Below are 26,987 nucleotides of genomic sequence, written 5' to 3'. Positions count from 1 at the left end.
CCAAGGAGTGATAGAAATGCCGGAATTTATTGGCGATAAGCCACTGTGGATCGTTTCGTTCGATAAGGACGGCGATGTCGATCGGGTCGGCGCGGACGAACTCGTCGCGGGCGTGCGCGAGCGGGCGGTCACCGACCTGATGGTGTTCTCGCACGGCTGGAACAACGACCGCAGTAAGGCGATCGATCTGTACCAGCGGTGGTTCGCAAAGCTGGACGCATTGCCGATCGTCGCGACGCGCCGGATCGGCTACGCGGGCGTGGTGTGGCCGTCGGAGCGCTGGACCGACGAACCGATCGGGGATTTCGCGCCCGCCGCGGCGCCCACCGGAGCCGCGGCGGCGGGCCGCCGGGAATCCGTTCCCGCTGGATCACCTGCGCTCGATGCCGACACCTTGCAGATGTTGAAGGCGACCTTTCCGGATGGTGCGCAACAGCTCGATCGGATTGCGGAACTGTTGGGATCCGAAGAGCCGGACAGTGGCACCATCGACGAGCTGTTCGGACAGATGCGCGAGTTCAGCGCCGCCACGTTCCCGGGAAATGCCGACAGCGAAGGCCCGGATGGCAACGCGGACAACGGATTTCCCCCGATGCTCAGTCCGGACAACGATGCGTCGACGGTGTTCCGGGACTTCGCGATGGAGCTGATGAGATCGGGCGTCGACCTCGATTCGGCACAGGGTGGCGCTGCCGGAATCGGTGACTTCTTCGGGAAGGTGTTACACGGTGCCAAAGAGGCGCTACGGACGCTGACGTACTGGCAGATGAAGAACCGCGCCGGTGTCGTCGGCGAGAAGGGCCTGGGACCGCTTCTGGGACAGTTGAATCGGGAATTCCCGAGTCTGCGCATCAATCTGATCGGCCACAGCTTCGGCGCGCGGGTCGTGTCGTATGCCCTGACCGGACTGCCCGACGGGCTGGTCCCGTCGCCGGTGAAATCTGTCACCCTGCTGCAGGGTGCGTTCTCGAGCTTCGCGTTCGCGGATCCGCTACCGTTCGATCGGAACCGCCGTGGCGGTCTGGCCGGACGATCCAGCCGGGTGGACGGGCCCGTTTCCGTCTGCTTCTCCAGCCACGACGGAGCATTGGGCAATTTCTACCCCCTTGCGTCGAAGGTCGCGGGAGACAACACCGCGGGCGCGCACGGTGACAATCCGTGGACGGCGCTGGGAGCGGTCGGAGCATTCGATGTGGCCCAGGTCGAGCTACACGGCGTGGGCGACGACTATCCGTTCGCCGCGGGTGAGCTGATCAATATCGATGCCTCCGACACCGTAATGAACGGCAAACCGCCGTTCGGCGCGCACAGTGACATCGTGCACGAAAACCTGGCCTGGGTTGCCGTGAAGGCAGGCAGGCTGGACGCGCCATAACCCCCCCTCATCCGGGGGCGACGTGATGGATACCAACCTTGCCGCTGTGATCGCGACACAGGACGCGGTCATTCTCGGCCGCCGTAGCTACACCGAGTGGGCGCAGTGCTGGCCGAGCAGCCAGATCCAGCCATTCGCGACGTTGGCGAGCATCGCCAAGCATGTGGCGTCTGTCCACACGATCGTGTGGACCTCGACGGTGACGTTGGTGAACCCTTACCAACACACCACCGGTAACGCCCGCCCCGCCGACCGTTGGATGTCGTGCGCGGCTGGGATCGAGGTCAGTACCAGACGCTATTTCGGTCAGCCCGCTCGGCGGGCATCGATGTCGGAGCCAGGTGGCATCATCGGCGTATGGTCACCGTCGACGATGTGCGCGAACTGGCGCTCACCTTGCCTCGCTCCTACGAGGCGGTCGTCGCGGACCGCATCAAGTTCCGCGTCGGGCGGATCGTCTACATCGCCTTCTCCCGCGACGAATCAGTCATGGGCTTCGCCTTTCCCAAGGCCGAGCGCGCGACGCTCATCGCCGCCGAACCGGACAAGTTCCGGCTGCCACGGCCATCGGATCAGCGCTACAACTGGGTCGACTGCTGGATGGCCGCGATCGACGAATACGAGATGCGCGAATTGATCGTCGACGCCTGGCGAATGGTCGTACCAAAATTCTTGCACGACCATCCCAGCACATCCATCGCGCTACGTCGCCAGGGCTGAGACAGCGGCGCCCGCGAACTTCGGGAGCGAACATTCACACCGCTGGTGTCAGGGAAAGATTCCAGAAGGCGGCGTAGCGGCCATTGTGCCGCAGCAGCTCGTCGTGACTGCCTTCTTCCACGATTCGGCCGTTGTCCAGAAAGATGATGCGATCGGCACGTTGGATGGTCCGCAGCCGATGCGCGACCAGCACCACCGTTCGGCCCGCCATGAGGCGTTCGATGCCGTCGTGGACGGCGGCTTCGTTCACCGGGTCCAGTGCCGAGGTCACCTCGTCCAGCAATACGATGGGCGCGTTCTTCAGCAGTGCGCGCGCGATCGAAATGCGTTGGCGCTCACCACCGGACAGTAGTGCGCCGCCCTCGCCGACATTGGTCGCCCATCCTCCGGGCAATCGCTCGATCACCTCGTCCAACCGCGCCGCGGTCGCCGCCGACCGCACCTCGGCAACGCTTGCGTCGGGCCGGCCGAGACGTACGTTCTCCTCGATCGTGCCGTCGAAGAGATAGACATCCTGGAAGACAATGGCGATCTGCGCCATCAATACCTTCGTCTCGATCGCGCGCACGTCGACTCCCCCTATGCGCACCGCGCCCGCGTTCACATCGTGGAACCGCGCGAGCAACTGCAGCACTGTGCTCTTACCCGCACCCGACGGTCCGACAACGGCGAGCCGCTGTCCCGCTGGCACGGATAGCGACAGATCGTCGATCACCGTGCGGCCGCCATGCTCGAATGCGACGGACTCGAACTCCAGGTCATTGCCGACCGGCTGGATCGGATCAGGAGCCTCCGGCAGCGGATCGGTGCGCAAGACCGTGTCGAGTCCGGCGAGCACGGAACGTGCGCCGCGCAGTTTGCCGCCGATAGCCGACAGTGACAGCAGCGGATCCGCACAGCGTGCCGCCAGCACCAGGATCGTCAAAATCTCTGCCGCGCCGATACTTCCGCTGAGTGCGAGGTAGGCGCCCAGGATCAGCAATACGGTGAACACCGTCTGCACCGTGAGCGTCAAACCCACTACGCCGGGCAGCGCCGACAGGGTGGAACGGCGGGACGCGCGCTGGAGGTCCCGCAGCGAGTCGTCGAGTAACCGGAAGCGTTCCACGGTCCGCCCGCCCGCCCGCAGCACCGGCTGGGCCTGGAGATATTCGACGACTCGCCCGGTGGCCTCATGGTCACGTTCGGCATGCTCCGCATCGGTGGTGGCTGTCGAGCGTCCCGTCCAGATCTGGATCACCGCCACGATCGGTGCGGCGAACAAGGCGGCCAGCCCCAGCTGCCAATTGAAGGCGAGCATCACGACAACGATCGTCAGCGGCGTAACACAGGCGGAGATGAACGGTGCGAGCAGATGCGCGATGACGCTCATCGCCTGCAGGACGCCGCGGCTGGCCAGCACGGATACCTCCCCTACGCGGCCCGCGCTGTACCAGCCGATGGGCAATCGAGCCAGATGATCGCCGAGACGGTGGTACATACCGCGCAACAGTGTTGTCCCGACGCGGAAACCGGACAGATCGCTGCGGTAGCGGAGTACCGCGTAGACCGCGACAGCGGCACCGAACGCGATCAGCCAGGGCCGCGCATCTCCGGGACTGCTCCCGAACAGTTCCCGCAGCACCGGAACCAGCAGTGCGTAGGACAAACCTTCGGCTATCGCGGTCGTGGTCATCAGGGCTACGGTGCGACGCACCGGCCTGGCGTACTCGTGTCCCAGCACGCGCAGCAACATTCGAATCATCGGGGCTCGTCTCCTTGCGCTGCGCCAACGTGGGTTTCGATCTCGTCGGCGACAGCCGATCGATGGGATTGCCAGAACGCGGCGAATCTTCCGTTCTGTGCGAGCAATTCGGCGGGCCCGCCGCGCTCGACAATCGACCCGTTCTCCAGCATCACGACGGTGTCGGCGTCGGCGACGGTCTCCAAGCGATGGGCGATGACCAGAATCGTCCGGTCCCGCGCCAGTGTCGAAAGGGTTTGGCGCACAGCCAGTTCGGTCTGCGGGTCGGCGAAGGCGGTCGCCTCGTCGAGTACCAGAATGGGCGTGTCGGCGAGCAGTGCGCGTGCGATGGAGATCCGCTGTGCCTCGCCACCCGAGAGTCCGGCCTCTTCACTGATCACCGTTTCGTACCCGCGCGGCAGCTCGAGAATTCGGTCATGAATATTCGCCAGCCGGGCGGCGCGAACCACGTCGTCGAGGTCGGCATGCGGTACCGCCAGCGCGATATTGTCCGCGACCGATGCGCGCAGCAAGCGAACGTCTTGGAAGACGAAGGAGACCATCCGGTACAGCTCGCGGCTGCCGAGCTCGCGCAGATCGACACCACCGAGCGCGACCGAACCGTGAGTCGGGTCGAAGAACCGCGGCAACAGCTGAACCAGCGTGGATTTTCCGCTTCCCGACGGTCCGACGATGGCGGTGACCGTCCCCGGTTCGAGGATCAGATCGATCCCGCGCAGCACTTCGTGATCGGCGCCGTAGCCGAATCGAACGTCACGCAGTTCCACTCGGTGACCGTGTGGCGCAACCGGTTTCGCAGGTTCGGGAAGCGACGGCACCTCGAGTACGTCCCGGATCCGGCCGACCGCGCGCCCGGCGGCCTGCATATCGTCGAGGCCGTGGCCCAGAGCCGCGACCGGAGCGGTCAGGCCCAGGCCGAGCAGTAGGAAGGGCAGCAGGTCGGCCGGAGCCAGCGAACCGTTCGTGATCAGCACCGCACCGCCGATCAGCAGCACCAGCAGTACGAACGGCGGTGACAGCGCCAGCTGCATTCCCGCGGCGATCCCGGAGACACCGTGCACCCACTGGTAAAAGCTGCTGACGAAATCATCTGCGGCCGTGCGGAATTTGCGATGGGCGCGCCCGGATCCGCCGAATGCCTTGACCACCGAGATACCCTGCACGAACTCGATGGCCGAATCCGAAATCCGCCCCATGGCCGCATCGAATTCCGTCTGCTCGCGCTGCCGAAGCGGGGTCATCATCAGGGGGACCAGCGCCACTGCCAGCACCACCGGTATCAGCGTGATCACCGTGAGTCGCCAGTCGACGGTGAACAAGTAGATCAGCGATACCAGCGGCACCACGAATGCGGAGACGAGTTCGCCGGGAGTGTGGGCGATGAACGGGTGCACGGCACCCACGTCCTCCCCCACCACCTTTGCCAGTTCGCCGGTCCGACGCTGGGAGAACCACCCGATCGGCACCCGCCCCAGCCGCTCGGCCAGTTTTCGGCGAAACGAGAGTTGGACTCTGCCGTCGAGAATGTGCCCGATTCCCGATGACGCGGCTGTGCAGACCAGTCGGACGAACAAGCCGACCGCGCCCGCGATCACAACGACGCGGACATGATCATGATTGATCTGGTTGGGCGACAACAGGGTTCGCCCCAATTCGACCACGGCCAGCAATGGCGCCAGACCCGCGATAGCGCCGATCACCTGCAGGATTACTACGGCCGCGAAACTCCGTACGTAGGGTCGCAGCAGCCCCGCCAGGCTCTGTCCCGCTGCGGAATCGGCATCCGGCGGTGATGTGGAATGGCCCCTCGCCTGGGCAAGGTGGGTGCTGGTCATCGCTATCCCGTCTTCGTAGGTGTCGTCGCGAACCGGAACGGTCACCGATCCGGATCGGGTTGTCGTAGGGGCGGGCATTCGACCCGCACCGCTGTGCTCAGCCGTACCGCCGAGCCCTATCGCGCCGCTGCGCCCGAGCGCTCCAGTAAGTGGCTTCGCAGGTGGGCAAGAATCTCGGCGCGTGCGGGCCGGGCCGCGGGCACCAGGCCCGGCATGCTCAGGAAGGCGTGCACCGCTTCCGGGTAGCGGGTCAACATCACCTCGACGACCGCCTGTCGCAGCCGCTCGGCGTAGGCCGGAGCCTGGTCCTCCAGCGTGTCGAGACCCGCGGACTGGATGAGGGCCGGAGCGAGTCCTGCGAGGTCGTCGCTTTCGATCGGTGAAATCACCCGGGCGTCGAACGATGCGGGCAGCGCGATACGTTGCACGGCACGGCAATTGGCCGGGGTGGCGGTCGGGCTGTCGGCGTTCTCGGTAAACGAGGGGTACTCGAAGACGCGGGCGGTCCAGTCGAGCTGCGGGTTGATCAGCACCTGGGCGCACACCGGCAGCCCGAGTTCCTTCGCCTTGATGGCGGTGAGCGCCGCGAGTGTGGCGCCCGCACTGGCACCCAGCAGGGCGAGCCGAGTGGGATCGGCTCCCCACACGGGAGCCAGCTCGAGGAGGTGGGACACGGACTCGTAGGCATCCTCGATGGGCGCGGGCACCGGATGCTCGGGCGCCAACCGGTAGTCGACCGAGATGACCACGGCCGGGCAGTTGACCGCCAGGTGACCGAGCAGCCAATCGTCCTGATCCGGTGCGCCACCGATGAATCCGCCGCCGTGGAACGCGACGATCAGCGGCAGGTCTGTGCCCGCACGCTCGGGCCGGTACACGCGAATGCCCAGCCGCCGCTCCGGCAGATCGAGGACGGGTGTGGTGATGGTCGCGCCCCGATCGGGCTTGCCGGTGGCGAGCCTGCCGATCGCGGAGCGGCGCTTGCGGAACTGCGCTTCGCGCAATTCGATGACCTCATCCGGAGTGATCGAATCCCAGTCCGGTTCGGTCGATAGCGCGGTGAGAATTCGAACTCGCAGTGGAACTTTGCCTCGCATGATGTGCCCTCCGGCTGGTGCTGGTGCTGGTGCTCTGGTCGACCGCCGTCTTGCGGGCGGCATGGCGATACCCTGGCAGTTGTGACCGTGGGTGCGCTTTCGGAAATATGCGGTACGACAAAGTCGCCGCTGGTGTGGGTGCGGCCGGGTCATGTCGGCTATATCGGGCCGGAACTCGGCGTGGACCTGCATTCACCCTCGGTCGCGGTGCTCAGCGTCGGCCTCGACGAGCCGTTCGTTCTGGAGACCTCCGCACACGGGGATATCCGCGCCGGCAGCTCGTTCGCCCCCGCTCGCGCGGTGCACCGCGTCGTCGCCCCCGAGAAGTGGATCCTGCTGCTGTTCGTCGACCCCGCGGGTGTGCCCGCCACCGGCATCGCGGAGGAGATGACGGCGACCGCCGGGCCGTACGGTCTGGGCCACCGACGGGAGCAGGAGCTCATCGAGCTGTGCCGTGGCGAGGATGTGGATCCGGACCGAATCTTCGCTCGGGCCGTCTCCGGCCGGGCACCGGCTGCCGATCAGCGGATCGAGTCGGTCGCCGCCGCGATCCGCCGGGACCCGAATCGCACATTCCGGGCCGAAAGCATCGCTGCAAATCTGGGACTGTCCACGACGCATTTCCTGCGGTTGTTCACTCAGCAGTCCGGCACCACGTTCCGCGGCTATCAGCGATGGACCCGCGTCATGCACGCGATCCGGGACGCCGCGACCGGCCGCGATCTCACGCGATGCGCCACCGACGCCGGTTTCGCCACCCCGTCACACTTCAGCGAAACCTTCCACCACATGTTCGGACTGTCCGCCACCGCTGCGCTGCGCTCCGGTATTCGCTTCGATCTCGGAACCTAGCCTGCGCCTGGTTGTTTCGATAATTGCGGACTGTTCGGGGCGGCAATCTCAGCGCGGTAGCTGTTGTTCTTGCGGCACGCACCTCTGCACGGACGGCGTTCTCTGCGAAATAGGTTGTGGGCCAGCGCTATTACGCCTTTCGGTGCGGGGCGGGACAACTCGCTCGGCATCGTGACACATCAACGATGCGATTCGCCTCGAGGCTTAACTAGAACCTGTTACATTCTGCCGACTCGAGGTGCTCTCCCGCGCCTCATATCGGAAGGTTTCGCTCATGTACGACCGACGCCCCTCGGCCAACACCGGCGTTCGCCAAGGGATTCCCCGCCGGAAATTCTTGGCGGGCACTGCAATTGCGGCCGGAGCAATGGCACTCGGTCCGGCCGCGTGGACCGCGAAAGCGTCGGCGGCACCCATCGGCAACGGGGATCATGTGCCGAATCTGATTATCGGAAGCGGCTATGGCGGAGCGGTCGCCGCACTGCGCTTGTGTCAGGCGGGCAAACAGGTCGCGATGATCGAGATGGGGCAGAACTGGACCGCGCCCGGGTCGGACGGAAAAGTCTTCTGCACCATGATCGATCCGGACGAGCGGTCGTATTGGTTCCGGACCAGGACCGATCAGCCGATCAACCATTTCGTCGGGGCGGATATCAACCGAGACATCAGCCCGAGCGACGCCGGTGTACTCGACTCGGAGCAGTTTGCGGCGACGCGGGTGTATCAGGGCCGTGGCGTGGGCGGTGGCTCGCTGGTCAACGGCGGTATGGCTCCGCTGCCGAAACAGGATTACTTCCAACAGATTCTGCCATCGGTCGACGCGTCGGCGATGTACTCCACCTACTTTCCCCGGGCTCAGGCCGCACTCGGGGTCAACAATGTCGACCCGGCGTGGTTCGAGTCCGCCGAATGCTACAAATACGCGAGGGTCAGTCGAAAGACCGCCAACAATGCAGGCTACGCAACGACCTTCGTGCCGAACGTCTACGACTTCAGTTACATGCAGAAGGAGCAGGCGAATACCGTCACTCGCTCGGCGCTGGGCGGTGAGGTGATCTATGGCAACAACTTCGGAAAGCGCTCACTGGACAAGACTTATCTGGCGGTGGCCGCCGCGACCGGCAAACTGAGCATCTCCCCACTGCACAAGGTCACCAGTGTGGCACCGGCCGCGAGTGGCTACACGGTGGTCATCACGCAGATGGACGTGCTCGGCAATACGGTGGCGACCAAGACCGTCACCGCAGATAAGGTCTTCTTCGCGGCGGGCAGCGTCGGTACCAGCAAGCTGCTGGTGACCATGAAAGCACTGGGCAAGCTGCCGAATCTGGCCGATTCGGTCGGCGCGGGCTGGGGCAACAATGGCAATGTGATGGTGGGCCGGGCCGGGCTGGATTTGACCGGGGCGCTCCAATCCGCGATTCCGTGTATGGGCGTCGACAACTGGGCCGATGCCAACGGTCCGGTGTTCGCCGAAATCGCCCCATTCCCAACGAATACCGAGAACGGCGTGAATCTCTATCTGGCGATCACCAAGAACCCCAACCGCGCTCGGTTCACCTACAATTCGTCCACCGGCGGAGTGGACCTATCCTGGCAGGCGTCCCACACCCAGCCCTCGATCGATGCGGCCAAGCGAGTATTCGATGCCATCAATTCCAAGGCGGGCACGATCTATCGGACCGATCTGTTCGGCCTCTACAAGATCTGGGGCGACGACTTCGTGTACCACCCCCTCGGCGGCTGCCTGCTCGGTCAGGCCACCGATAACTACGGCAGGCTCAACGGATACTCCGGCCTGTACGTCATCGACGGTTCGCTGATTCCCGGCAGCACCGGCGTCAACCCCTTCCTGACCATTACCGGTCTCGCGGAACGAAATATCGAGAAGATCATCGCCTCCGACCTGGCATGACCCTGTCGTCTCAGCGCCAGCGGGAGATGATTTCCTTCATGATTTCGCTGGTGCCGCCGTAGCTGTGGGTTCGCGCGGGAGCCGGTGTACATATTGGCGATCGCTGGACCGGCTCCACTCCCATCACGGTGAGGTCACCGTCGTAGTGGTCGGCGAAGGCGTTCAGGTCGCCGCGGTAGGCCCGGATCGTGTTCGCTGGTGAGCTGGCTGGGCACGTCGAGCAGGCTGGCGGATGTCTGTCGGTGCAGATGTACGACCTGCGTGACCGTGTGCAGGCGGGACGGCTCGACGGTGGTCCGATCGGGATGATCAAGCACAACCTGGACCAGGCGGGACTGGCTGCCACCTTCCTGACCCGCCAGCAGTACGACTGGACCATGGTCTTCACCAGAAGCTCGGCGATCGGCCAGGTCGTCCTCGCCGCCGCCGGCGGGGAGGAACACTCTGCCGAATCCCTGCGCACGGCGATCGAGAAGCTCGTCACCTCCGACACGGCAATGCGGTCGAGCGAACGTGAGGAGCTCGAAGCGCTGCGCGCCACCGTCGATCAGGTCAAGGCGCTGGTGTCGGCTGTTTGACCGATCGCCCGCTCCCGTCCACAGCACTAGATCAACTCGGGAGTGAACGTGGCAGTCCGAACCACGGCAGGACGCTGCTGTCAAAGCGCGTCATGGCGCGGATTCGATCGCCGCGGAGGGTGAGGACGACGAGGCCGGTGCCATGACGGATGCCGTTCGGCGCGTGCAGGTAGGTGCCGAACGCCGGTTGACTGTTGGCGCGTGTCGGAACCAGATGGATCCGGCGGCCGGTGTCGAAGAGCGTGGACCAGAAACCGGCCACGGCGTCGCGGCCCTCGTACTCGAACGGCAACGGCGGCATCGATGTGAAGACGTCATCGGTGAGCAGCGCCACCAAAGCGTCGATATCGTTGTTCTGGAACGCATGGACAAATTGGGCGGTGACGGCCTCTTCTGCCGCAGAACCGGCCCGCGGCGCCGGCTCCCGATCCTCGCCAAGCAGGCGGTGATGTCGCAAACCCGCGCGCGCCCGTTTCAGTGCGCCGTTGACCGCATCGACGGACGTCTCCATCATCTCCGCGACCTCGTTTGCGCGGAACCCGAGAACATCACGCAGGACGAGCACGGCGACCTGACGCGGCGGCAGCTCCTGAAGCGCGGTCACGAACGCGAGCGAGATCGCCTCGCTCTGCTCGACCCGGGCCTGCGGCCCGAGCGGAATGTCGGTCGATAGACCCGGCACCACATCGGGAAACGGTTGCAGCCACACCACCTCGCCGAGTCGGCTCGGTTTCGGTGGTTCGACATTCGGCACATCCCACTCCGTGACCGGGCGTCGGCTCGCCGAGCGACGCGCGTTAAGACACCGAGTGGTGGCGATCCGGTACAGCCACGTACGGATCGAGGCACGTTCGGTGTATCCGGCCAAACCCTGCCAGGCGGCAAGCAGAGTGTCCTGCAACGCATCCTCGGCATCCTGGAACGATCCGAGCATCCGATAGCAATGCACCTGCAATTCCCACCGATACGGCTCGGTCAACTCTCGGAAGGCTTCACTGTCACCGGCCCGCGCCCGCGCCATCACCTCACCGTTCGCCACGTTCCCTCCTAGGTCATCGGCACTCGGTCGGTGTATAGACACCGACCTCACCGCGAACTGGTCGCCGTCCCAGCGACCATTCTCGGCGCAAATCGGTGTCTATACACCCGCTCGCCGAGCGGTGAGCCACCGGAACCGGGCACCGAGCGGTCAACTCGCTTCGGGCCGAAACATCCCACACCAAGGAGCACGCATCATGGCCACATTCGTTTTCACCTATCGGACGCCGGCCACCTTCGTACCTGGTCAGCCCGAATCGCTGGCTGTCTGGGGCGCTTGGTTCGCCAACCTGGAAGGCCGGTTTACCAATCAGGGCCTGCCCACCCCTGGATCGACCACTGTCGGTGTCTGCGGGACCGGCACCAAGCTCGCAGGCTACTCGCTGATCGAGGCGAGCGACCTCGACGCCGCCGCGACGATCGCCAAGACCTGTCCCGCCCTGGCCGGCGGCGGTGGAGTCGAGATCGCGGCGGCGATCGAGTTCCCCGCCGGGACGGAGTGAAGCCATGCGAAAGATCATCGAATACGTTCTGACCTCCGCGGACGGCGTCACCTCCGACCCTGTGGGTATGGGAGTGGGCAAACACCAGGACGACGCCTACCTCCGTGACGGCCTGGGCCTGCTGGAGGCGTGCGACGCGTTGCTGTTCGGCCGGCACATCTACGAGGATTTCGCCGCGCTCTACGGCGGCAGCACGCACAAACCGATGTGGAGCGAACGGCTCACCGAGATGCCGAAATACGTGTTCAGCTCCACCCTGGACAACGCCGACTGGGGCAACCCGACCATCGTCCGAGGCGACGTGATCCCCGAGGTGACACGGTTGAAGGAGCAAGACGGCGGACCTCTGCTGATCCTTGGACACGGTCGGCTCGGGGAGACGCTCCTGCGGGAAGGGCTGGTCGATGCTATCGACCTCACCATGTACCCGCTTCTCATGGGTAGCGGAGACCAATTCTATTTCCGCGCCGGCCAGGTCGCCAACTTGAGACTCGCCGCCGTCAAGACCTTCTCGAAGGTCGTGAAGCTCACCTACGAGGTGGAGAAATGATCGAAGAAAGGAACAATCCGACAATGACTAACCCATCGACTTTCGTGCTGGTGCATGGAGCCTTCCAGACCGGAGCCACCTGGGAGCACGTCGCGGCCGAGCTGCGCAGCCACGGACACTCGGTGCACACACCTACCCTCGCCGGGCACGGTCCAGGAGCACCGTTGAATCTCACCCACGCCGACGCGGTCGCCTCACTCGTGGAGTACCTCCGCGAACACGACCTGTCCGACATCGTGCTTGTCGGGCATTCGATCGCGGGCAGCTTCATCGCCAAAGCCGCCGAACATGTCCCCGAATCGATCACCCGGCTGGTGTTCCTCAGTGCCCTCGCGGTCGCGGACGGTCACGCACTGGCTGACGAGTTCCCACCCGAGCAAACCGCGATCTTCGGCATGCTGGACCCCACCCAAGGGGTCCTGCTGCCATTCGACCTGATCCGGGAACGCGCCTGCAACGACATGGCCCGGGCCGACGCCGAAACAATCTTCGGCGCGATGACTCCCGTACCGGTCGCCTACTTCACAGACAAACTCGACCTTCGAGTCTTCTACGAGCTGATCGGCTCGGGAAGGATCAAGACCAGCTATATCAACCCCGTCAACGACATCTCCTTTCCCCCAGGAGAATACGGCTGGGAGAAAAGGGCTCAACGGCTCGGCCCACTATGCCGGATACTCCAGACGCCGGGCGCTCACTACGCCATGACCACCCACCCCGCAGAACTCGCCGAAACTCTCATTCACGCCGGGCGAGATTAACGTCCGGGTTGGGGCCGTTCACCTGTTCATCACGGCGGCCCCAACCAGGTCGTCGCACTGCATTGAAATCCCGACTCGCCAGGGCGATTCGGATGTTGATCGAGGCGGGGCATCTCGCTCCCAATCACGTCGTCTGGCTGAGTGGGCGTGTCGTCCGTGTGAACTGAGTCGTGGTGCTGTGGCCGTTCACAGTCGCCATCCAGCATTACGGCGGACGGAAACATCGTCTACGCCATGGGCCTGCGCTGTCGGTGGTGCTGAATTTCGCCGAGATCGCCTGGTCGAACAGCTGCACCACCTCATCGAGCACATCGGTCGCGCACTGCGCCAGCACCGTCAGCAGGATCGGGTACCGGCGCTGCGGATCTCGCCGCTCCAGAGCCTGCAGGCTTAGGCGGCACCCCATCGTGGCCAGGAACCCGCCGCCGCTCCGCCGGCAACACCGACACATCCAGGCGATCCGCGCCCAGGCCACGCAGGAATCCCAGCTTGTCCACTTCGGCACTTCACCGCGGACGCCGAGGGCTCCACCGGTTGTTTTTCGCGCGATTACTACCGGGACCCCCGGTGAGCGGCCGAGGTTCAGCTCCAATTGTTCACTATTTTCTGAATACAGATTCTTATGTACTGTCTTGGGTATGGAAGCCGTGCTGCACCGTGATGCGTTGGCCCGTTTCGGGCATGCCCTGTCGGACCCGACGCGCACCGAGATCTTGCTGAGCCTGCGGACTGCCCCGAGCTACCCCTCGGATCTGGCCGACCGGATCGGGGTCTCGCGCCAGATTCTGTCGAATCACCTTGCGTGCCTGCGAGGTTGTGGGTTGGTGGTGGCGATTCCGGAGGGTCGCCGGTCGCGCTATGAGCTCGCCGATCCCCGCATTGCTCGTGCGCTCGACGACCTCACCGGATTGGTGCTGGCAGTGGATCCGGCGTGCTGCCCGGACTCCGATGCGCAGGGGTGCTGCTGATGTCGCAGTCGCTGGGAATTCCGTCACCGCCCTCGGCGGTGACGGGTCCGTCTCCGGAGCGACGGGCGGTACTGGCTCGGCGTATCCGATGGTTCGTCGCCGCGACTATCTCCTACAACATGATCGAGGCGATCATCGCGTTGACCGAGGGTGCCCGGGTGTCGTCGGCGGCATTACTCGGGTTCGGTCTGGACTCGGTGATCGAGGTTTCATCGGCGGTCGCCGTGGCGTGGCAGTTCGCGGGGCGTAACCCAGCGGAGCGGGAGAAGGTCGCGCTGCGGGTCATCGCGTTCTCATTCTTCGCGCTGGCCGCCTACGTGAGCGTCGATTCGATCCTGTCTCTGCTGCGGGTCGGTGGCGAGGCTCGACATTCGCCGGTCGGCATCGGGCTGGCGGCGGTGAGCCTGGCGATCATGCCGGTGCTGTCGTGGGCGCAGCGTCGTGCCGGGCGCGAACTCGGTTCCGCCTCAGCGGTTGCGGACTCCAAGCAGACTCTGCTCTGCACCTACCTGTCGGCGGTGCTGCTGATCGGATTGGCGATCAACAGCCTGCTCGGCTGGTCGTGGGCCGATGCGATCGCGGCACTGATGATCGCCGCTATCGCGGGCAAGGAAGGTATCAATGCCTGGCGCGGCGATACCTGCTGCCCATCCCCCATGGCCCTGGGGGTGGACGACCCCGCTGCTGGGCACGAATGCGAGTGCTGCGCCTGAATCATCGAGGTGGCCTGAGCCCATCGAGTCGGGACCGCATTTGATCGTCAGTACGCTGCAAGAATGTCGACGACACGCGGTGCACCTGATCCGGGGGTGTCGGTGAGGCCGCGAATATGATCGCGGCGGCCCAGGATCGATGATCGGGACGCGTTTGCGATGCGGATGGTTCGATCGCAGGGCTGACAATATATATCAATATGTTCGGACAAACTATCCGTTTGGCCAGATTTCGAGTCTCACCGTTTCAGCGGCTCAGCACGGTCGTATCGAAGAAGTGCCGCGAGGCCCGGTACACGTGCCGACCCATTTCGACCGGGCGTCCGGAACTGTCGAAAGCGACGCGCTGCATGGTCAGCACCGGCGCGTTCGTCCGCTCCTCCAGTAGCTGGGCCTCGGCCCGGGTGGCGCTGCGCGCACCGATTCGCTGACGCGCGAGTGCGATGTGAATCCCTTTGGCCCGCAGGCATTCATAGAATCCGTGTAGCTCGAGCTGGTCGGGCGCGGGCGCGAATTCGGCAGGTACATAATTGGTCATGACGGCCAGCGGTTCACTTCCGGCCCGGCGCAGCCTGCGGAAGGTCACGAAGCGGGCATCCTCGGGCACGCCGAGTTCCTTGGCGATATCGATATCGGGAGCGCCGAGTTGGTAGTCGAGCAATTCGGTGGTCGGCTCCTGCCCCGCGGTGAGCAGGTCGTCGTAGAGGCTGGTCAATTCGACCGGGCGATGCACCTGATTCTGCACCACCTGGGTTCCCACCCCGCGCCTGCGCATCAACAGCCCTTTATCGACCAGCGCCTGGATCGCTTGCCGAGCGGTCGGCCGCGACAGGTTGAGCCGTTTGGCCAGGTCCAGTTCGTTCTCGATGCGGTCACCGGGTGCGAGTCGACCGCTGAGTATCGCGTTCTCGATGCCTTGTGCCAGTTGGAAATACAGCGGGACCGGGCTCGTGCGGTCGATCGCGACATCCAGTGGCGCTGGCATCGTGACTCCTCGGGGCGGGCGGGTGCTGGTGACCGCCGTTTCATCCACTGTAAGGCACTTCGAGCCGCACCGATTCAATATGTCCGTAAGTCAGTATGTCCTGACAAAGTCTTGACAAGGCGGCGCGGCGTGGCGCACAGTCTGGACAGGCGGCAATGCCCGTCGAGTTGGACCAACCCTGGAGTCAGCCTGTGAACGCTCAATTCGAGGTCGTGTCGACCGGTCGGGTCGGCGTCGATATCTATCCGCTCCAGTCCGGAGTCGGTCTGGAAGATGTCGACACCTTCGGCAAGTTCCTCGGTGGCAGTGCCGCCAATGTCGCGGTGGCGGCGGCGCGGCTGGGGCGGCGCACCGCGCTGTGGTCCGGTGTCGGCGCCGATCCCTTCGGCCGGTACGTGCGGCGCGAGCTGGTCCGCCTCGGCGTCTCGGATGCACTCGTGCAGACCACCGGCCGCTTCGCGACACCGGTGACCTTCTGCGAGATCTTCCCGCCCGACGATTTCCCGCTGTACTTCTACCGCGAGCCCAGCGCGCCGGACCTGCAGATCACCGCTGGACAGGTGGATCCCGAACTCATCCGCGGTGCCGGTGTGTACTGGTCCACCGTCACTGGACTGTGCCAGGAGCCCTCTCGCGCAGCACATTTCGAGGCCTGGTCGATCCGGGAACGCCGACCGCTGACCGTACTGGACCTGGACTACCGGCCGATGTTCTGGGCCGCGGAGAGCCAGGCCCGCGAACAGGTGCGCCGAGCCCTGACACAGGTCACGGTGGCGGTCGGCAACCGCGAGGAGTGCCGCATCGCCGTCGACGAGACCGACCCGCAGCGGGCCGCCGACGCGCTGTTGGATCTGGGGGTCGAACTGGCCATCGTCAAACAGGGCCCGGATGGTGTGCTCGGCAAGACCCGCCACGAATCGGTGGTGGTGCCGCCCGCAACCGTCGAGGTGGTCAATGGCCTCGGTGCCGGAGATGCCTTCGGCGGCAGTCTGTGTCACGGCCTGCTCGCCGGGTGGGATCTGGAGACCATCTTGCGTCGCGCCAATGCCGCCGGGGCCATTGTCGCCGCCCGGCTCGAATGTTCCACTGCCATGCCGACCAGCGCGGAAATCGACGCACTTGTCGAGCTGTCACCGACCGGAAGGGCCAAGCCATGAAGGTAGCCGAGCTGACCGAGGTGCGCGCGGCCGATCCCGGCGCCGTCGCCAGGGCATTCGATGTCAGGACCCGCCGCGGCCTGGTGCGCGATGACGGCCGGTTGATGATCATCGCCGCCGATCATCCCGCCCGCGGCGCACTGGCGGCCGCGGGCAACCCCTATGCCATGAACAGCCGCATGGAGCTGCTGGACCGGTTGGTCACGGCATTGGCCCGGCCGGGTGTCGACGGTGTGCTCGGCACCGCGGACATCATCGAGGACCTGCTGCTGCTCGGTGCGCTCGAAGACAAGGTCGTATTCAGCTCGATGAACCGAGGTGGTATCGCGGGCGCGGATTTCGAGCTCGACGACCGGATGACCGGGTATACCGCGCGGGCGACCGCCGCGGCCGGGCTCAATGGCGCCAAGATGCTCAATCGGTTCGATCTATCCGATCCGGGCACCCTGTCCATGATGACCGCGAGCGCCGCCGCCATCGATGAGCTCGCCGCGCTCGGCCTGGCCGCGCTGCTCGAGCCGTTCATATCGCACCGGCCCGATGGGCCGGGGACAAAGGTGGTCAACGACCTGTCGCCGGATGCGGTCATCAAAAGCGTTCACCTGGCTCAGGGACTGGGCTCCACATCGGCATACACCTGGCTGAAGCTGCCCGTCGTCGCGGAGATGGAGCGGGTCATGGAGGCCACCACCCTGCCCACCCTGCTGCTCGGCGGCGACCCGCAGACAGATCCAGACGATACCTACGCCCATTGGGCGAAAGCCCTTGCGCTGCCGGGGGTTCGGGGCCTGATCGTGGGCCGCGCCCTGTTGTATCCACGGGACGGCGATGTCGCGGGCGCCGTCGATACTGCCGTATCGCTGGTGCGGTGATCGGCATGCACAGTAAGCACTACATACCCGCCGCCCGCAGCTGCCGTGCGCCGTACACGGTGGAGCTCACCCAGGAGTCGGCGGGCTGGGAGCACTGCAGCCTGCATGTCATCGAACTCGAGCCGGGGCAGTCCCATCGCACGCACAGCCGCACCGATGAGATCGTCATTGTGCCGCTGTCCGGTTCGTGCACCGTGGTCAGTGCTGGTCAGTCGTGCGAATTGGCCGGGCGCGACAGTGTTTTCGACGGCCCGACCGACTTCGCCTACATCGGCCGGGACAACTCCTACACCGTGACCACTGCCAACGGCGGGCGATTCGCGCTCGGCGGCGCTCACGCGCAACGGCAGCTCCCGTTCCGATATGTCCCCGCCGTCGATGTGCCGGTGGAGTTGCGCGGTGCAGGCAACTGCAGCCGTCAGGTGCACAACTTCGCGACCGCGGACACCTTCGAAGCTGACTCGATCATCGCCTGCGAGGTGATCACCCCGGGCGGCAACTGGTCGTCGTATCCGGCGCACAAACACGATGAGCTCACCGATACCGAGACCCCGCTCGAGGAGATCTATTACTTCGAATTCGCCCGCGGCGCCGATGATTCGCCGGGCTTCGGCTACCACCGCGTGTACGGAACTCCGGAGCGGCCGATCGATGTGCTCGAGGAGGTCCGCGACGGCGATGTGGTGCTGGTACCGCACGGCTACCATGGCCCGTCCATCGCGGCGCCCGGCTACCACATGTACTACCTGAACATCATGGCCGGTCCCGGACCGGAACGGGCCTGGCGGATCAGTGACGATCCGGCACAGGCGTGGCTGCGCGGCACCTGGACCGATATGGCGATCGATCCGCGGCTTCCCATGGGCGCGAAGCGGAATCGACAGTGAGGCCGATTTCGGACGCCTACGCGCCGACGTAGGCCGCGAGGTGTTCGCCGGTGAGGGTGGAGCGTTCGGTGACGAGGTCCGCGGGTGTGCCCTCGAAGACGATCTTGCCGCCGTCATGGCCCGCACCGGGGCCGAGATCGATGATCCAGTCGGCATGCGCCATGACCGCCTGGTGATGTTCGATGACGATGACCGACTTGCCGGAGTCGACGAGCCGGTCGAGCAGGGCCAGCAGGTGTTCGACGTCGGCGAGGTGCAGGCCGGTTGTCGGCTCGTCGAGGACGTAGACGCCGCCCTTGTCGGTCATATGAGTGGCCAGCTTGAGCCGCTGCCGCTCGCCGCCGGACAGTGTGGTGAGCGGCTGGCCGAGGCTGAGATAGCCGAGGCCGACATCGGCGAGTGCCTGAATGATCTTGTGCGCCGCCGGAATCCGCGCCTCGCCGGTACCGAAGAACTCCTCGGCCTCGGTCACCGGCATGGCCAGCACCTCGCTGATATCGCGGCCGCCGAGGTGGTAGTCCAGCACCGCTGCCTGATACCGCTTCCCCTCGCACTCCTCGCAGGTGGTGGCGACGCCAGCCATCATCGCCAGGTCGGTGTAGATGACACCGGCGCCATTGCAATTGGGACATGCGCCCTCGGAGTTGGCGCTGAACAGCGCTGGCTTCACGCCATTGGCCTTCGCGAACGCCTTGCGGATCGGTTCGAGCAGTCCGGTGTAGGTCGCCGGGTTGCTCCGCCGCGAGCCGCGGATCGCGCCCTGGTCGACCGACACCACACCCTCTGCGGGGATCGAACCGTGCACGAGTGAACTCTTGCCGGAGCCCGCGACGCCGGTGATGACGGTGAGCACTCCGAGCGGGATGTCGACATCGACATTGCACAGGTTGTTCGTCGTTGCACCGCGAATCTGCAACGTGCCGTTGGGCTTTCGCACCGTCTCCTTGAGTGCGGCCCGGTCGTCGAAATGGCGGCCGGTGATGGTGCCGCTGGTCCGCAAACCTTCGACGGTGCCCTCGAAACAGACTGTGCCGCCGCCCGCACCGGCCCCGGGCCCGAGGTCGACAACGTGGTCGGCGATGGCGATCGTCTCCGGTTTGTGCTCCACGACGAGCACCGTGTTGCCCTTGTCCCGCAGCCGCAGCAGTAGGTCGTTCATGCGCTGGATGTCATGGGGGTGCAGGCCGACGGTCGGCTCGTCGAAGACATAGGTGACGTCGGTGAGCGCGGAGCCGAGATGGCGAATCATCTTGACGCGCTGTGCCTCACCGCCCGAAAGCGTGCCCGACGGCCGGTTGAGCGAGAGGTAGCCCAGCCCGATCTCCACGAATGAGTCGAGGGTGTGCCGCAGCGCGGCGAGCAGCGGCGCCACCGACGGCTCCTTCAGGCCGCTGACCCATTCGGCGAGATCGCTGATCTGCATCGCGCAGGCATCAGCGATGCTCTTGCCCTTGATCTTCGATGACCGAGCTTGGTCGCTGAGCCGGGTGCCGTCGCACTCCGGACAGATGGTGAAGGTGATCGCCCGCTCCACGAAGGCGCGGATATGCGGCTGCAGCGCGTCGACATCCTTGGACAGCATCGACTTGCGGATCCGCGGGATCAGGCCCTCATAGGTCAGGTTGATGCCCTCGACCTTGATCTTGGTCGGCTCCTTGTAGAGCAGGTCGTTGAGCTCTCGCTTGGTGAACTTCTTGATCGGCTTATCCGGGTCGAAGAAGCCGCAGCCGGTGAAAATCCGGCCGAACCAGCCGTCCATGCTGTAGCCGGGGATCGTCAGCGCACCCTCGTTGAGCGACTTGGAGTCGTCGTAGAGCTGGGTCAGATCGATGTCGTTGACCGAACCCCTGCCCTCGCAGCGCGGGCACATGCCACCGGTAATGCTGAAGCTGCGGCGCTCGCGCACCGTCTGCCCGGAGCGCTCCACCGTGACCGCACCCGCGCCGCTGATCGAGGCGACGTTGAACGAGAACGCCTGCGGGGAGCCGATGTGCGGCTTCCCGAGTCGGCTGAACAGGATGCGCAACATCGCATTGGCGTCGGTGGCGGTGCCGACGGTGGAACGCGGATCGGCACCCATTCGCTGCTGGTCGACGATGATTGCGGTCGTCAGCCCTTCGAGTACGTCGACGTCCGGCCGCGCCAGCGTCGGCATGAAACCCTGCACAAAGCTGCTGTAGGTCTCGTTGATCAGCCGCTGGGACTCCGCGGCGACCGTATCGAATACCAGCGAACTCTTGCCCGAACCGGAGATGCCGGTGAATACCGTCAACCGGCGCTTGGGGATCTCGATGCTGATGTCCTTAAGGTTGTTCACGCGAGCGCCGACCACGCGGATGAGATCGTGGCTGTCGGCAACCCGGGGTGCGGGCGATTGCGTGTCCGTCTTCTTGGCCATGCTGATCGTGTCTCCATCTGCTACGCGGGCCGCCTGCGCGGGCTCCTACGGAGGCGCCTGGCTCGATCTAACCAGCTTCGAGCAGGGCGTTCGGTTGTTCTTCGTCGGCGCGGGGCGTGGCAGCTGTTTGCTGTGCCGGTGGCGGGCGGTGCCCGCCACCGGCATCGTCCCGGTCCATTCGCCCAGCCGTCCGCGCAGGTCAGGGCGGTGATTGCCGGGCTGCTCGGCGGGTTGCCGACAGGCCCCATGCAGCTGCCGGATAGCTCAGCGCAGTTGCTTGATGCGGACCATATTGCCCGCGGGGTCGCGGAAGGCGCAGTCGCGGATGCCGTACGGCTGCTCGGTCGGCTCCTGAACGACCTCCGCGCTATCGCTGGCCTGCAGCTTCTCGAAAACGCCGTCGAGGTCATCGGTGGCCAGGTTGATGCTGGCGTAGGTGCCCTTGGCCATCATCTCGGCAATGGTGCGGCGCTCGTCGTCGGTGATACCGGGGTCGGCGGCGGGCGGATGCAGGACGATGGACGTGGGCTGGCCGACGGGGCCGACCGTGATCCAGCGCATCCCGTTGTATCCGACGTCGTTGCGGACCTCGAAGCCGAGAGTGTCGCGATAGAAGGCCAGGGCGGCGTCCGGGTCGTCCTGCGGGAGGTAGGCCTGGTGAATGGTGATGTTCATGGCGATCACGCTAGTTGCGACGCGTCAACCTGCGCTTCTCGATTCCTGATCGGTCTGGTCACCTGCTTCGCCACGCAGGACGGCATCCCCTCCGTCGCGCGGGCCTGCTGCTCCCTATAGACGCTCGGCGGCACGCCGACCAATTCGGTGAAGCGAGTGCTGAAGGTTCCCAGCGACGAGCAGCCGACCGCGAAACAGACCTCGGTGACACTCAGGTCGCCACGACGCAACAGCGCCATCGCCCGCTCGATGCGCCGTGTCATCAGATAGGCGTACGGCGGCTCGCCATAGGCGAGCCGGAACTGGCGGCTGAGGTGCCCGGCCGACATATGCGCGTCGCGCGCGAGCGCCTCGACGTCCAGCGGCTGCGCGTACTCCCGGTCGATTCGGTCGCGGACGCGACGCAGCCGCGCGAGATCGCGTAGGTGATCCTCCGTTGCGGGTCTGCTGGTCACCTACCAGATCGTGCCATATCGAAAGTCCGACAGTCGAGCGCTGGCCAGCACGCAGTCAACTGCCGGAGGCACGGAAATCGCTAGAAACCGCAAGCGGTGTCGACGGCGGACATGGCGCCCATGAACGCCGGATCGTTGATCACGCTCTGCCGATCCGAGTCCGCGGATTCGGCGGCGGTGGTGCGGCCTCAGGTGGTGCCCGCACTCATACCGCCGGAGATGGTGATGGCTTCGCCGTTGAAGTGACGGCCGTGTGCGCCGACCAGTAGCAGGATCATTTCGGAAACCTCCTGCGGCACAATCAGATCGCCGTTGGGAGGTGCGGCGGCGAACATGGCCTCCACGTCCTCGCGGGTCGGATTCTCGATATCCGGCACCATGGCGGAGTACATCGCCGGGTTCATGATCATGTCGGTGCGCACACCGGCCGGTAGCACCGCGTTGACGGTAATGCCGTGCGGAACCAGTTCGTGCGCAAGCGATTTCACCAAACCGATCACGCCCCATTTCGCGGCCGCATAGTGCCCGGAATTCGCCGCACCCATGCGGCCGACAATGGACGAGGTGGCAACGATTCGGCCGGAGCGGCGTTCGATCATATGCGGCACCACGGCACGAAAGCTGTGGAAGACGCCGGTCAGGTTGACGTCGATCATGTCCTGCCACATCTGCTCGTCCATCTCGGCGATGGGCGCACCCGAGGCGATACCCGCATTGGCGAGCAGGATATCGATCCGGCCGAATTCGGCGATGGCGCGTTCGGCGACCGCGTCCATCTCGGATCGGCTGCGCACATCGGCTTTGACGGCCACACAACGCCGTCCGGTCTCCTCGACCAGCTTGACGGTCTCGGCGAGATCGTCCTCGGAGCCCAGCGGATATGGCACGCTGCCGATCGGCTCGGCGATATCGCAGAGCACGATATCGGCGCCCTCGGCGGCCAAAGTGACCGCATGCGAACGCCCTTGACCGCGTGCGCCGCCGGTGATCAGCGCGACTTTGTCGTCCAGCTTTCCCATCTGCGTCCCCTCTCGACTCGGCAGTCCCATGGTTACACGATCGCCCAACGCTATTGCCGTGATCGGCCATTAACCCAGCACTTCGGGTCAGCTTGCGGCCCATCCCGACCAGCGGATGACATTGATGGCGACGACCGGTCCGGGCGGCGGCTGGGTCAGGTACACCGGATAGCGTGCGGTGAGCAACTGTTGGGCCAGTAGGGCTTCGGAGTCGTCGGCGATGCGCGCGATGCCGTCCGCGCGGGTCCACCACAGTTGCGTCCAATCGTCGCTGTAGTGATCGGCGAGAACGGCAACCGACGGGTTCGCGGCGATATTCGCCAAGCGACGTAGCGCGGTGGTCGTCTTGGGCTTCGCATCGACCGCGGTGTAGATGATGTCGTCGGCGACCGCGAAGACGATCGGCACGAGGTGCGGGCGCAGGTCCGCTGACACGGTGGCAAGCCGGGCTACCGGTTCTGCCATGAACCGCTCCCGCGCTACCTTCGCGGTCAGTCGCACCGCACCCGTCCTGCCTGCCGGGCGGCCAGAAAGTCATCGACGATGCGGGTGCAATCGGCGCGATCGTCGCGTTCCAGGCCCGCGAGTTTCGCGAGGAGTATCGGGCCGACGAGCTGCAGCAGCGCGAGTTCGGTGTCGTAGTCGACGAATTGTGCTGCGGTTTCCGAAGTTCCGAGTACCTCTTCGAATGGGGCGCGGTGCTGCTCGATGAATCGATGACGCAGAACGGCCAGTGCGGAGCCCTGATCCGCCACCTCGGGGCTCAGCGCGAGCCAGGCCAAGGTGGTGAGTTGCAGCGGTGCCTCATTGATGAGTCTGGCCTGGTGGTAAAGCAATTCGACGAGCCGGGTACGCAGCGGTCCGATAGTCGGCGCCTCGGCTGGTGGCGGCAGCAGTCGGTCGAAGGTCGCGGCGAGCAACTGGGTGCTGCTATCGAAGTGGCGATAGAGGGTGGTGCGGGCAACCTTCGAGGTGCGGACCACCGCATCGATGGTGACCGCTTCGATACCGCCGGACAGCAGCAGTTCGGCCGCCGCGTCCAGTAATCGGTTGCGGGACCTTATCTTTCGCGGATCTTCGGATTCCTGCTCGGCCATCTCCAACGAAGTCTATCGCAATCGTGGAGCGATATGCTACTGATAGTAGCGTAGCGATACTAATAGTATCGTTTTGCATGGTTCTGGTCGGCCCGGTTCCGATTGCGATCTGGTCGCCCGGTCGTAAGCGTCGCTGACCTCGATCGGCGGGCGGACCGTACGATGCCAGCTGATCCCGCCATCCGAGTCTCGAAGGGGCGTCACCGATGCCGACCGACCAGCTCGTCACCAAATTCCGCGCCGTCGATACCACGGCCATCTGCGACGCCGATAAATCGACGCGGGTGCTGGACAGCGCGATTCGACCGCGATCCGCCGAGCCGCGCATCTTCGGCCCCGCCTTCACCGTCCGTTGTCGCGGTGACTTCCTCGCTGTCCTGCGGGCCGTCGAGACGGCCGCACCCGGCGATGTCCTGGTGGTCGATGGCGGCGGGGCCGATATTGCCTTCGCCGGAGAGTTGTTCGCCCGCGGCGCGCTCGTGCGCGGCCTCGGCGGCATCATCGTCGACGGCGGGTACCGCGATATCGCCTATGTGCGCGACTGCGCGCTGCCGGTGTACAGCCGATTCGTTACGCCGATGGCGGGCAGCACTTCTCAACTCGGCCAGCTGCAGATCCCGGTGCGCTGCGGAGGTGTCGAGGTGGCTCCCGGTGATCTGATTCTGGCCGATGCGGAAGGAGTCATTGTTGTCGATCCCGAACGGATCGAGGCATTGCTCGACACGGCGGCTGCGGTCAAGGGAGCCGAGGCCGAACTTGTCGCGCTGCTCGACGCCGGGTCGACGCTCAGCGACGGCCTGAACGTCGCCGAGCACACCGCCGCACTCGAACGCGGCGAACCCTCGGCACTGCGGTTTCTGGTCTGACGGCCCGTAGGATGGGCGGCTGTGTCCGCACCCGAATCGCTCGCCGAGGTCCGTGCCCGCATCGATGCCGTTGACGCGGAGCTGATCCGTTTCCTGGCTCAGCGCCAGAGCCTGGTGCGTACGGCGGCGGCGTTCAAGACCGATGAACATGCCGTCCGCGCGCCGGATCGGGTGGCGCAGGTGGTGGAGCTGGCCCGCGAGCGTGCGACGGAGGCGGGTTTGGCCCCCGCCGTCGCGGAGTCGGTCTGGCGGGCCATGATCGATGCCTTCATCGAACTCGAACTCACCGAGCAGGCCGCGCTGCGACAGAGCTGATCTCGACATTCGGTCGTCGCGGTAGATCGCTGTACAAACGTTGGCCCGGGTATCAGGCCTGTCGGGTCGAGCGGCGACGCGTAATCCGTTGCCACCAACTGGGTTCGGCTGCTGAAGACGCGGAATGAGGGCTCGGCGTAGTCATTTTCGGCTGCTTGCTTCGGCGCGCGGCAGTTCGGTCACTGCGCCACTGCGCGACAACCTCTTCGGTATTCACCGGTCCGACCCGGACATATGGTCCATGCGGCATCCGAAGCCAGTCCACGATGCGCTGGTTCAGCTCCGATATCGTTTCGCGAACCTCGCGCTCGGAAGCCATATCCCGCACCAATTCCGGGAGATCCTCGATATCGCGCCGCAGTATCAGGGATGGTGGCAGCAGGCCGTCCGCACGCACTCCTTCGCCACGCAGGTAGCTCTTCAGCCACCAGTTCTCGTCATCGACGGAGTTCGGAATCGGTTTGCCCGCGCCGCGGAGGTTCTCGAATTCGCCGCGTTCGGTGGCCTCGCGGATCTGTTTGTCGATCCACGATTCAAAGGTGACACCGAGGGGTTTGCGCTCGGTCATGGCGATAGCTTCGACGGAACGTCCATATCTCCAGTCTACGGACGTCCGGCCGCGCCAAGGATCGCTGGTTGGGCAGCGACTAGGCCAATCGGCCGTCGTGGGTCTGCTGGTAAGCATGTTTCTCATGACCAGCCGTATCCTCGCGATCGATCTCGGCAAGACCGGCTGTCGCGGTTCGCTGCGTGTCGATGGTAGCCAGACGGGTTATGCCGAAGCGCCGGGCGCGCCGGGACTCGCCCACGCCGCGGGCATCGCCGAGGCGGAACGAGCGATTCGCGCGGTCATCGACCAGATATCGCCGAAACCGGCCACTTTCACGCTTTCGGTCGGCGCTGCCGGTGCCGCATCGGCCCCGGATGCGGCCGCCCTCCTGGCCCGGCGACTTGCCGAGTTCGCAGGAGCGGTGGCGATCACCTCCGATGCCGTTACCGCGCACGCCGGGGCGCTCGGCGGATCGCCCGGTGTGGTGCTGGCGATCGGAACCGGAGCCGTCGCGACGGCGGTCGACGCGATGGGCCGGTTCACCAGGGTCGACGGCTGGGGGCCGCAACTCGGTGATGAGGGCAGCGGCGGCTGGATCGGCATGGAAGGTCTGCGCGCCGCATTGCGCGCCCACGATGGCAGGGGGCCGCAGACCGTCCTGGCCGAGAAGGTCGGCGAACATTACGGCATCGACCTGGACGCGTTGCCGAAATACCTTGGTGAACACCATAATCCGGCCTTGGCTGCCGCCAGCTTCGCGCCCGTCGTCGCAGCCGCCATGGACGACACCGCGGCGGCGATCATGGCGACTGCCGCCCGCGCACTCGGCCGCACTGTGCGCGCCGCCATCGAACGATCCGGCATGCGCCCGCCGGTCCCCTACGCGATCACCGGCGGACTCACCAAACTCGGTGCACCACTGCTGGACCCGCTCGACCAGCAGATAGCCGACGCGATCGAGCGCCGCGACCCGCTCGGTGATCCGATTGACGGCGCGGCGCTGCTCGCCCTCGACCGGACCACTGCGCTCGAAGCCCTGGTCACACGAATTCTCTGACAATC

At 65.3% G+C, this 26,987-nt stretch carries 28 protein-coding genes and 1 pseudogene; 16 read left to right on the top strand and 13 right to left on the bottom strand.

The genetic code is table 11. The annotated features are described in order from the left end of the window. The first annotated feature begins 16 nt into the window (after positions 1-16). Together ABZ293_RS24750 and ABZ293_RS24745 are read left to right on the top strand one after the other, a co-directional pair. Positions 17-1,375 carry a serine-threonine protein kinase gene (locus tag ABZ293_RS24750; protein ID WP_355184243.1) on the top strand — a complete coding sequence of 453 codons (1,359 nt, stop codon included), beginning with the start codon at positions 17-19 and terminating at the stop codon, positions 1,373-1,375. Between the two features lie 357 nt (positions 1,376-1,732). Next, positions 1,733-2,095, top strand: a complete 363-nt coding sequence (locus tag ABZ293_RS24745; protein WP_355184241.1) for an MmcQ/YjbR family DNA-binding protein — start codon at positions 1,733-1,735, stop codon at positions 2,093-2,095. Positions 2,096-2,129: 34 nt separating this feature from the next. Here ABZ293_RS24745 and ABZ293_RS24740 read toward each other — a convergent pair whose 3' ends face one another. From ABZ293_RS24740 to ABZ293_RS24730, 3 genes are all read right to left on the bottom strand, one after another. Then, entirely contained in the window at positions 2,130-3,839 is a 1,710-nt protein-coding gene (locus ABZ293_RS24740) for an ABC transporter ATP-binding protein (protein ID WP_355184239.1), read from the bottom strand. After that, positions 3,836-5,719, bottom strand: a complete 1,884-nt coding sequence (locus ABZ293_RS24735; RefSeq protein WP_355184237.1) for an ABC transporter ATP-binding protein — start codon at positions 5,717-5,719, stop codon at positions 3,836-3,838. Before ABZ293_RS24735 ends, ABZ293_RS24740 begins: the two co-directional genes overlap by 4 nt. A gap of 71 nt (positions 5,720-5,790) precedes the next feature. Continuing rightward, complete coding sequence (locus ABZ293_RS24730) at positions 5,791-6,771, bottom strand: alpha/beta hydrolase (RefSeq protein WP_355184235.1); 981 nt, start codon at positions 6,769-6,771, stop codon at positions 5,791-5,793. Between the two features lie 81 nt (positions 6,772-6,852). Between ABZ293_RS24730 and ABZ293_RS24725 the strand changes: the two genes are divergently transcribed. The 3 genes from ABZ293_RS24725 to ABZ293_RS24715 all read left to right on the top strand — a co-directional run bounded on the left by ABZ293_RS24725 (position 6,853) and on the right by ABZ293_RS24715 (position 10,116). Further along, complete coding sequence (locus tag ABZ293_RS24725; protein WP_355184233.1) at positions 6,853-7,623, top strand: AraC family transcriptional regulator; 771 nt, start codon at positions 6,853-6,855, stop codon at positions 7,621-7,623. A 274-nt stretch (positions 7,624-7,897) separates the two neighbouring features. After that, positions 7,898-9,538 carry a GMC oxidoreductase gene (locus tag ABZ293_RS24720; protein WP_355184231.1) on the top strand — a complete coding sequence of 547 codons (1,641 nt, stop codon included), beginning with the start codon at positions 7,898-7,900 and terminating at the stop codon, positions 9,536-9,538. A 188-nt stretch (positions 9,539-9,726) separates the two neighbouring features. After that, entirely contained in the window at positions 9,727-10,116 is a 390-nt protein-coding gene (locus tag ABZ293_RS24715) for a hypothetical protein (protein ID WP_355184230.1), read from the top strand. 31 nt (positions 10,117-10,147) lie between these two features. Here the strand turns inward: ABZ293_RS24715 and ABZ293_RS24710 are convergent, their stop codons facing one another. Further along, entirely contained in the window at positions 10,148-11,137 is a 990-nt protein-coding gene (locus ABZ293_RS24710) for a sigma-70 family RNA polymerase sigma factor (protein ID WP_355184430.1), read from the bottom strand. Between the two features lie 214 nt (positions 11,138-11,351). Between ABZ293_RS24710 and ABZ293_RS24705 the strand changes: the two genes are divergently transcribed. From ABZ293_RS24705 to ABZ293_RS24695, 3 genes are read left to right on the top strand one after another with little or no spacing between them, the layout of a single operon-like run. Beyond that, entirely contained in the window at positions 11,352-11,657 is a 306-nt protein-coding gene (locus ABZ293_RS24705) for a hypothetical protein (RefSeq protein WP_355184228.1), read from the top strand. A gap of 4 nt (positions 11,658-11,661) precedes the next feature. Beyond that, positions 11,662-12,207: a dihydrofolate reductase family protein gene (locus ABZ293_RS24700; RefSeq protein ID WP_355184226.1), complete on the top strand. Its 546-nt coding sequence runs from the start codon at positions 11,662-11,664 to the stop codon at positions 12,205-12,207. A 23-nt stretch (positions 12,208-12,230) separates the two neighbouring features. Continuing rightward, positions 12,231-12,968 (top strand): alpha/beta hydrolase, encoded by a 738-nt coding sequence (locus tag ABZ293_RS24695; protein WP_355184224.1) that lies wholly within the window; start codon positions 12,231-12,233, stop codon positions 12,966-12,968. Between the two features lie 259 nt (positions 12,969-13,227). On the opposite strand, the pseudogene ABZ293_RS24690 reads toward ABZ293_RS24695, so the two are convergent. Continuing rightward, positions 13,228-13,502 (bottom strand): annotated as a pseudogene (locus ABZ293_RS24690) (hypothetical protein); the annotation flags it as partial. A 104-nt stretch (positions 13,503-13,606) separates the two neighbouring features. Between ABZ293_RS24690 and ABZ293_RS24685 the strand changes: the two are divergent. Then, positions 13,607-13,936, top strand: coding sequence for a metalloregulator ArsR/SmtB family transcription factor (locus ABZ293_RS24685; RefSeq protein WP_355184222.1), 330 nt, complete (start codon positions 13,607-13,609; stop codon positions 13,934-13,936). Further along, positions 13,936-14,649, top strand: a complete 714-nt coding sequence (locus ABZ293_RS24680; RefSeq protein ID WP_355184220.1) for a cation transporter — start codon at positions 13,936-13,938, stop codon at positions 14,647-14,649. Before ABZ293_RS24685 ends, ABZ293_RS24680 begins: the two co-directional genes overlap by 1 nt. A 247-nt stretch (positions 14,650-14,896) precedes the next feature. Here ABZ293_RS24680 and ABZ293_RS24675 read toward each other — a convergent pair whose 3' ends face one another. Then, entirely contained in the window at positions 14,897-15,634 is a 738-nt protein-coding gene (locus tag ABZ293_RS24675) for a GntR family transcriptional regulator (protein ID WP_355184218.1), read from the bottom strand. A 191-nt stretch (positions 15,635-15,825) separates the two neighbouring features. Here ABZ293_RS24675 and iolC point away from each other — a divergent pair, with 191 nt between their 5' ends. The 3 genes from iolC to iolB are packed head-to-tail and all read left to right on the top strand — an operon-like array spanning position 15,826 to position 18,550. Beyond that, positions 15,826-16,791: a 5-dehydro-2-deoxygluconokinase gene (gene iolC / locus ABZ293_RS24670; RefSeq protein ID WP_355184216.1), complete on the top strand. Its 966-nt coding sequence runs from the start codon at positions 15,826-15,828 to the stop codon at positions 16,789-16,791. Then, positions 16,788-17,663 carry an aldolase gene (locus tag ABZ293_RS24665; RefSeq protein ID WP_355184214.1) on the top strand — a complete coding sequence of 292 codons (876 nt, stop codon included), beginning with the start codon at positions 16,788-16,790 and terminating at the stop codon, positions 17,661-17,663. Before iolC ends, ABZ293_RS24665 begins: the two co-directional genes overlap by 4 nt. A 5-nt stretch (positions 17,664-17,668) precedes the next feature. Continuing rightward, on the top strand, positions 17,669-18,550 hold the full coding sequence (iolB, locus tag ABZ293_RS24660; protein WP_355184213.1) for a 5-deoxy-glucuronate isomerase: 882 nt from the start codon (positions 17,669-17,671) through the stop codon (positions 18,548-18,550). A gap of 16 nt (positions 18,551-18,566) precedes the next feature. Here iolB and ABZ293_RS24655 read toward each other — a convergent pair whose 3' ends face one another. The 6 genes from ABZ293_RS24655 to ABZ293_RS24630 form a co-directional block, all read right to left on the bottom strand. Then, positions 18,567-20,948: an excinuclease ABC subunit UvrA gene (locus ABZ293_RS24655; protein WP_355184211.1), complete on the bottom strand. Its 2,382-nt coding sequence runs from the start codon at positions 20,946-20,948 to the stop codon at positions 18,567-18,569. Positions 20,949-21,212: 264 nt separating this feature from the next. Beyond that, on the bottom strand, positions 21,213-21,623 hold the full coding sequence (locus tag ABZ293_RS24650; RefSeq protein ID WP_355184209.1) for a VOC family protein: 411 nt from the start codon (positions 21,621-21,623) through the stop codon (positions 21,213-21,215). A gap of 5 nt (positions 21,624-21,628) precedes the next feature. Continuing rightward, positions 21,629-22,078: a helix-turn-helix transcriptional regulator gene (locus ABZ293_RS24645; RefSeq protein ID WP_355184208.1), complete on the bottom strand. Its 450-nt coding sequence runs from the start codon at positions 22,076-22,078 to the stop codon at positions 21,629-21,631. A gap of 188 nt (positions 22,079-22,266) precedes the next feature. After that, positions 22,267-23,097, bottom strand: coding sequence for a mycofactocin-coupled SDR family oxidoreductase (locus ABZ293_RS24640; RefSeq protein WP_355184206.1), 831 nt, complete (start codon positions 23,095-23,097; stop codon positions 22,267-22,269). A gap of 87 nt (positions 23,098-23,184) precedes the next feature. Then, a complete protein-coding gene (locus ABZ293_RS24635) occupies positions 23,185-23,562 on the bottom strand; it encodes a TIGR03668 family PPOX class F420-dependent oxidoreductase (RefSeq protein WP_355184204.1) in 378 nt (125 codons plus the stop codon). Between the two features lie 26 nt (positions 23,563-23,588). After that, positions 23,589-24,194 carry a TetR/AcrR family transcriptional regulator gene (locus ABZ293_RS24630; protein WP_355184202.1) on the bottom strand — a complete coding sequence of 202 codons (606 nt, stop codon included), beginning with the start codon at positions 24,192-24,194 and terminating at the stop codon, positions 23,589-23,591. A 206-nt stretch (positions 24,195-24,400) separates the two neighbouring features. On the opposite strand from ABZ293_RS24630, the gene ABZ293_RS24625 reads away from it, so the two are divergent. Then, a complete protein-coding gene (locus ABZ293_RS24625; protein WP_355184200.1) occupies positions 24,401-25,060 on the top strand; it encodes an RraA family protein in 660 nt (219 codons plus the stop codon). 21 nt (positions 25,061-25,081) lie between these two features. Beyond that, positions 25,082-25,375, top strand: coding sequence for a chorismate mutase (locus ABZ293_RS24620; protein ID WP_355184199.1), 294 nt, complete (start codon positions 25,082-25,084; stop codon positions 25,373-25,375). A 52-nt stretch (positions 25,376-25,427) separates the two neighbouring features. Here the strand turns inward: ABZ293_RS24620 and ABZ293_RS24615 are convergent, their stop codons facing one another. After that, the gene (locus ABZ293_RS24615; RefSeq protein WP_355184197.1) at positions 25,428-25,943 is read right to left on the bottom strand and encodes a DUF1992 domain-containing protein; all 516 of its coding nucleotides are present in this window, start codon (positions 25,941-25,943) and stop codon (positions 25,428-25,430) included. 124 nt (positions 25,944-26,067) lie between these two features. Between ABZ293_RS24615 and ABZ293_RS24610 the strand changes: the two genes are divergently transcribed. Beyond that, on the top strand, positions 26,068-26,982 hold the full coding sequence (locus tag ABZ293_RS24610) for a BadF/BadG/BcrA/BcrD ATPase family protein (protein WP_355184195.1): 915 nt from the start codon (positions 26,068-26,070) through the stop codon (positions 26,980-26,982). The last annotated feature ends 5 nt before the right edge of the window (positions 26,983-26,987 follow it).

Origin of the sequence: Nocardia sp. NPDC005998, from assembly GCF_040614395.1 — a bacterium.
Lineage (GTDB): Bacteria > Actinomycetota > Actinomycetes > Mycobacteriales > Mycobacteriaceae > Nocardia.
Note: the sequence above shows the minus strand (reverse complement) of the source record. Positions and strands in the feature narration are given on the sequence as shown.

Bases quoted from the DNA above. Each gene is read 5' to 3' on its own strand.
- ABZ293_RS24750 (WP_355184243.1), top strand. From the start codon at position 17: ATGCCGGAATTTATTGGCGATAAGCCACTGTGGATCGTTTCGTTCGAT.
- ABZ293_RS24665 (WP_355184214.1), top strand. From the start codon at position 16,788: ATGAAGGTAGCCGAGCTGACCGAGGTGCGCGCGGCCGATCCCGGCGCC.
- ABZ293_RS24615 (WP_355184197.1), bottom strand. From the start codon at position 25,943: ATGACCGAGCGCAAACCCCTCGGTGTCACCTTTGAATCGTGGATCGAC.
- ABZ293_RS24680 (WP_355184220.1), top strand. From the start codon at position 13,936: ATGTCGCAGTCGCTGGGAATTCCGTCACCGCCCTCGGCGGTGACGGGT.
- ABZ293_RS24675 (WP_355184218.1), bottom strand. From the start codon at position 15,634: ATGCCAGCGCCACTGGATGTCGCGATCGACCGCACGAGCCCGGTCCCG.
- ABZ293_RS24720 (WP_355184231.1), top strand. From the start codon at position 7,898: ATGTACGACCGACGCCCCTCGGCCAACACCGGCGTTCGCCAAGGGATT.
- ABZ293_RS24710 (WP_355184430.1), bottom strand. From the start codon at position 11,137: ATGGCGCGGGCGCGGGCCGGTGACAGTGAAGCCTTCCGAGAGTTGACC.
- ABZ293_RS24685 (WP_355184222.1), top strand. From the start codon at position 13,607: ATGGAAGCCGTGCTGCACCGTGATGCGTTGGCCCGTTTCGGGCATGCC.
- ABZ293_RS24655 (WP_355184211.1), bottom strand. From the start codon at position 20,948: ATGGCCAAGAAGACGGACACGCAATCGCCCGCACCCCGGGTTGCCGAC.
- ABZ293_RS24705 (WP_355184228.1), top strand. From the start codon at position 11,352: ATGGCCACATTCGTTTTCACCTATCGGACGCCGGCCACCTTCGTACCT.
- ABZ293_RS24625 (WP_355184200.1), top strand. From the start codon at position 24,401: ATGCCGACCGACCAGCTCGTCACCAAATTCCGCGCCGTCGATACCACG.
- ABZ293_RS24650 (WP_355184209.1), bottom strand. From the start codon at position 21,623: ATGAACATCACCATTCACCAGGCCTACCTCCCGCAGGACGACCCGGAC.
- ABZ293_RS24745 (WP_355184241.1), top strand. From the start codon at position 1,733: ATGGTCACCGTCGACGATGTGCGCGAACTGGCGCTCACCTTGCCTCGC.
- ABZ293_RS24630 (WP_355184202.1), bottom strand. From the start codon at position 24,194: ATGGCCGAGCAGGAATCCGAAGATCCGCGAAAGATAAGGTCCCGCAAC.
- ABZ293_RS24700 (WP_355184226.1), top strand. From the start codon at position 11,662: ATGCGAAAGATCATCGAATACGTTCTGACCTCCGCGGACGGCGTCACC.
- ABZ293_RS24640 (WP_355184206.1), bottom strand. From the start codon at position 23,097: ATGGGAAAGCTGGACGACAAAGTCGCGCTGATCACCGGCGGCGCACGC.
- ABZ293_RS24610 (WP_355184195.1), top strand. From the start codon at position 26,068: ATGACCAGCCGTATCCTCGCGATCGATCTCGGCAAGACCGGCTGTCGC.
- ABZ293_RS24730 (WP_355184235.1), bottom strand. From the start codon at position 6,771: ATGCGAGGCAAAGTTCCACTGCGAGTTCGAATTCTCACCGCGCTATCG.
- ABZ293_RS24695 (WP_355184224.1), top strand. From the start codon at position 12,231: ATGACTAACCCATCGACTTTCGTGCTGGTGCATGGAGCCTTCCAGACC.
- ABZ293_RS24740 (WP_355184239.1), bottom strand. From the start codon at position 3,839: ATGATTCGAATGTTGCTGCGCGTGCTGGGACACGAGTACGCCAGGCCG.
- iolB (WP_355184213.1), top strand. From the start codon at position 17,669: ATGCACAGTAAGCACTACATACCCGCCGCCCGCAGCTGCCGTGCGCCG.
- ABZ293_RS24635 (WP_355184204.1), bottom strand. From the start codon at position 23,562: ATGGCAGAACCGGTAGCCCGGCTTGCCACCGTGTCAGCGGACCTGCGC.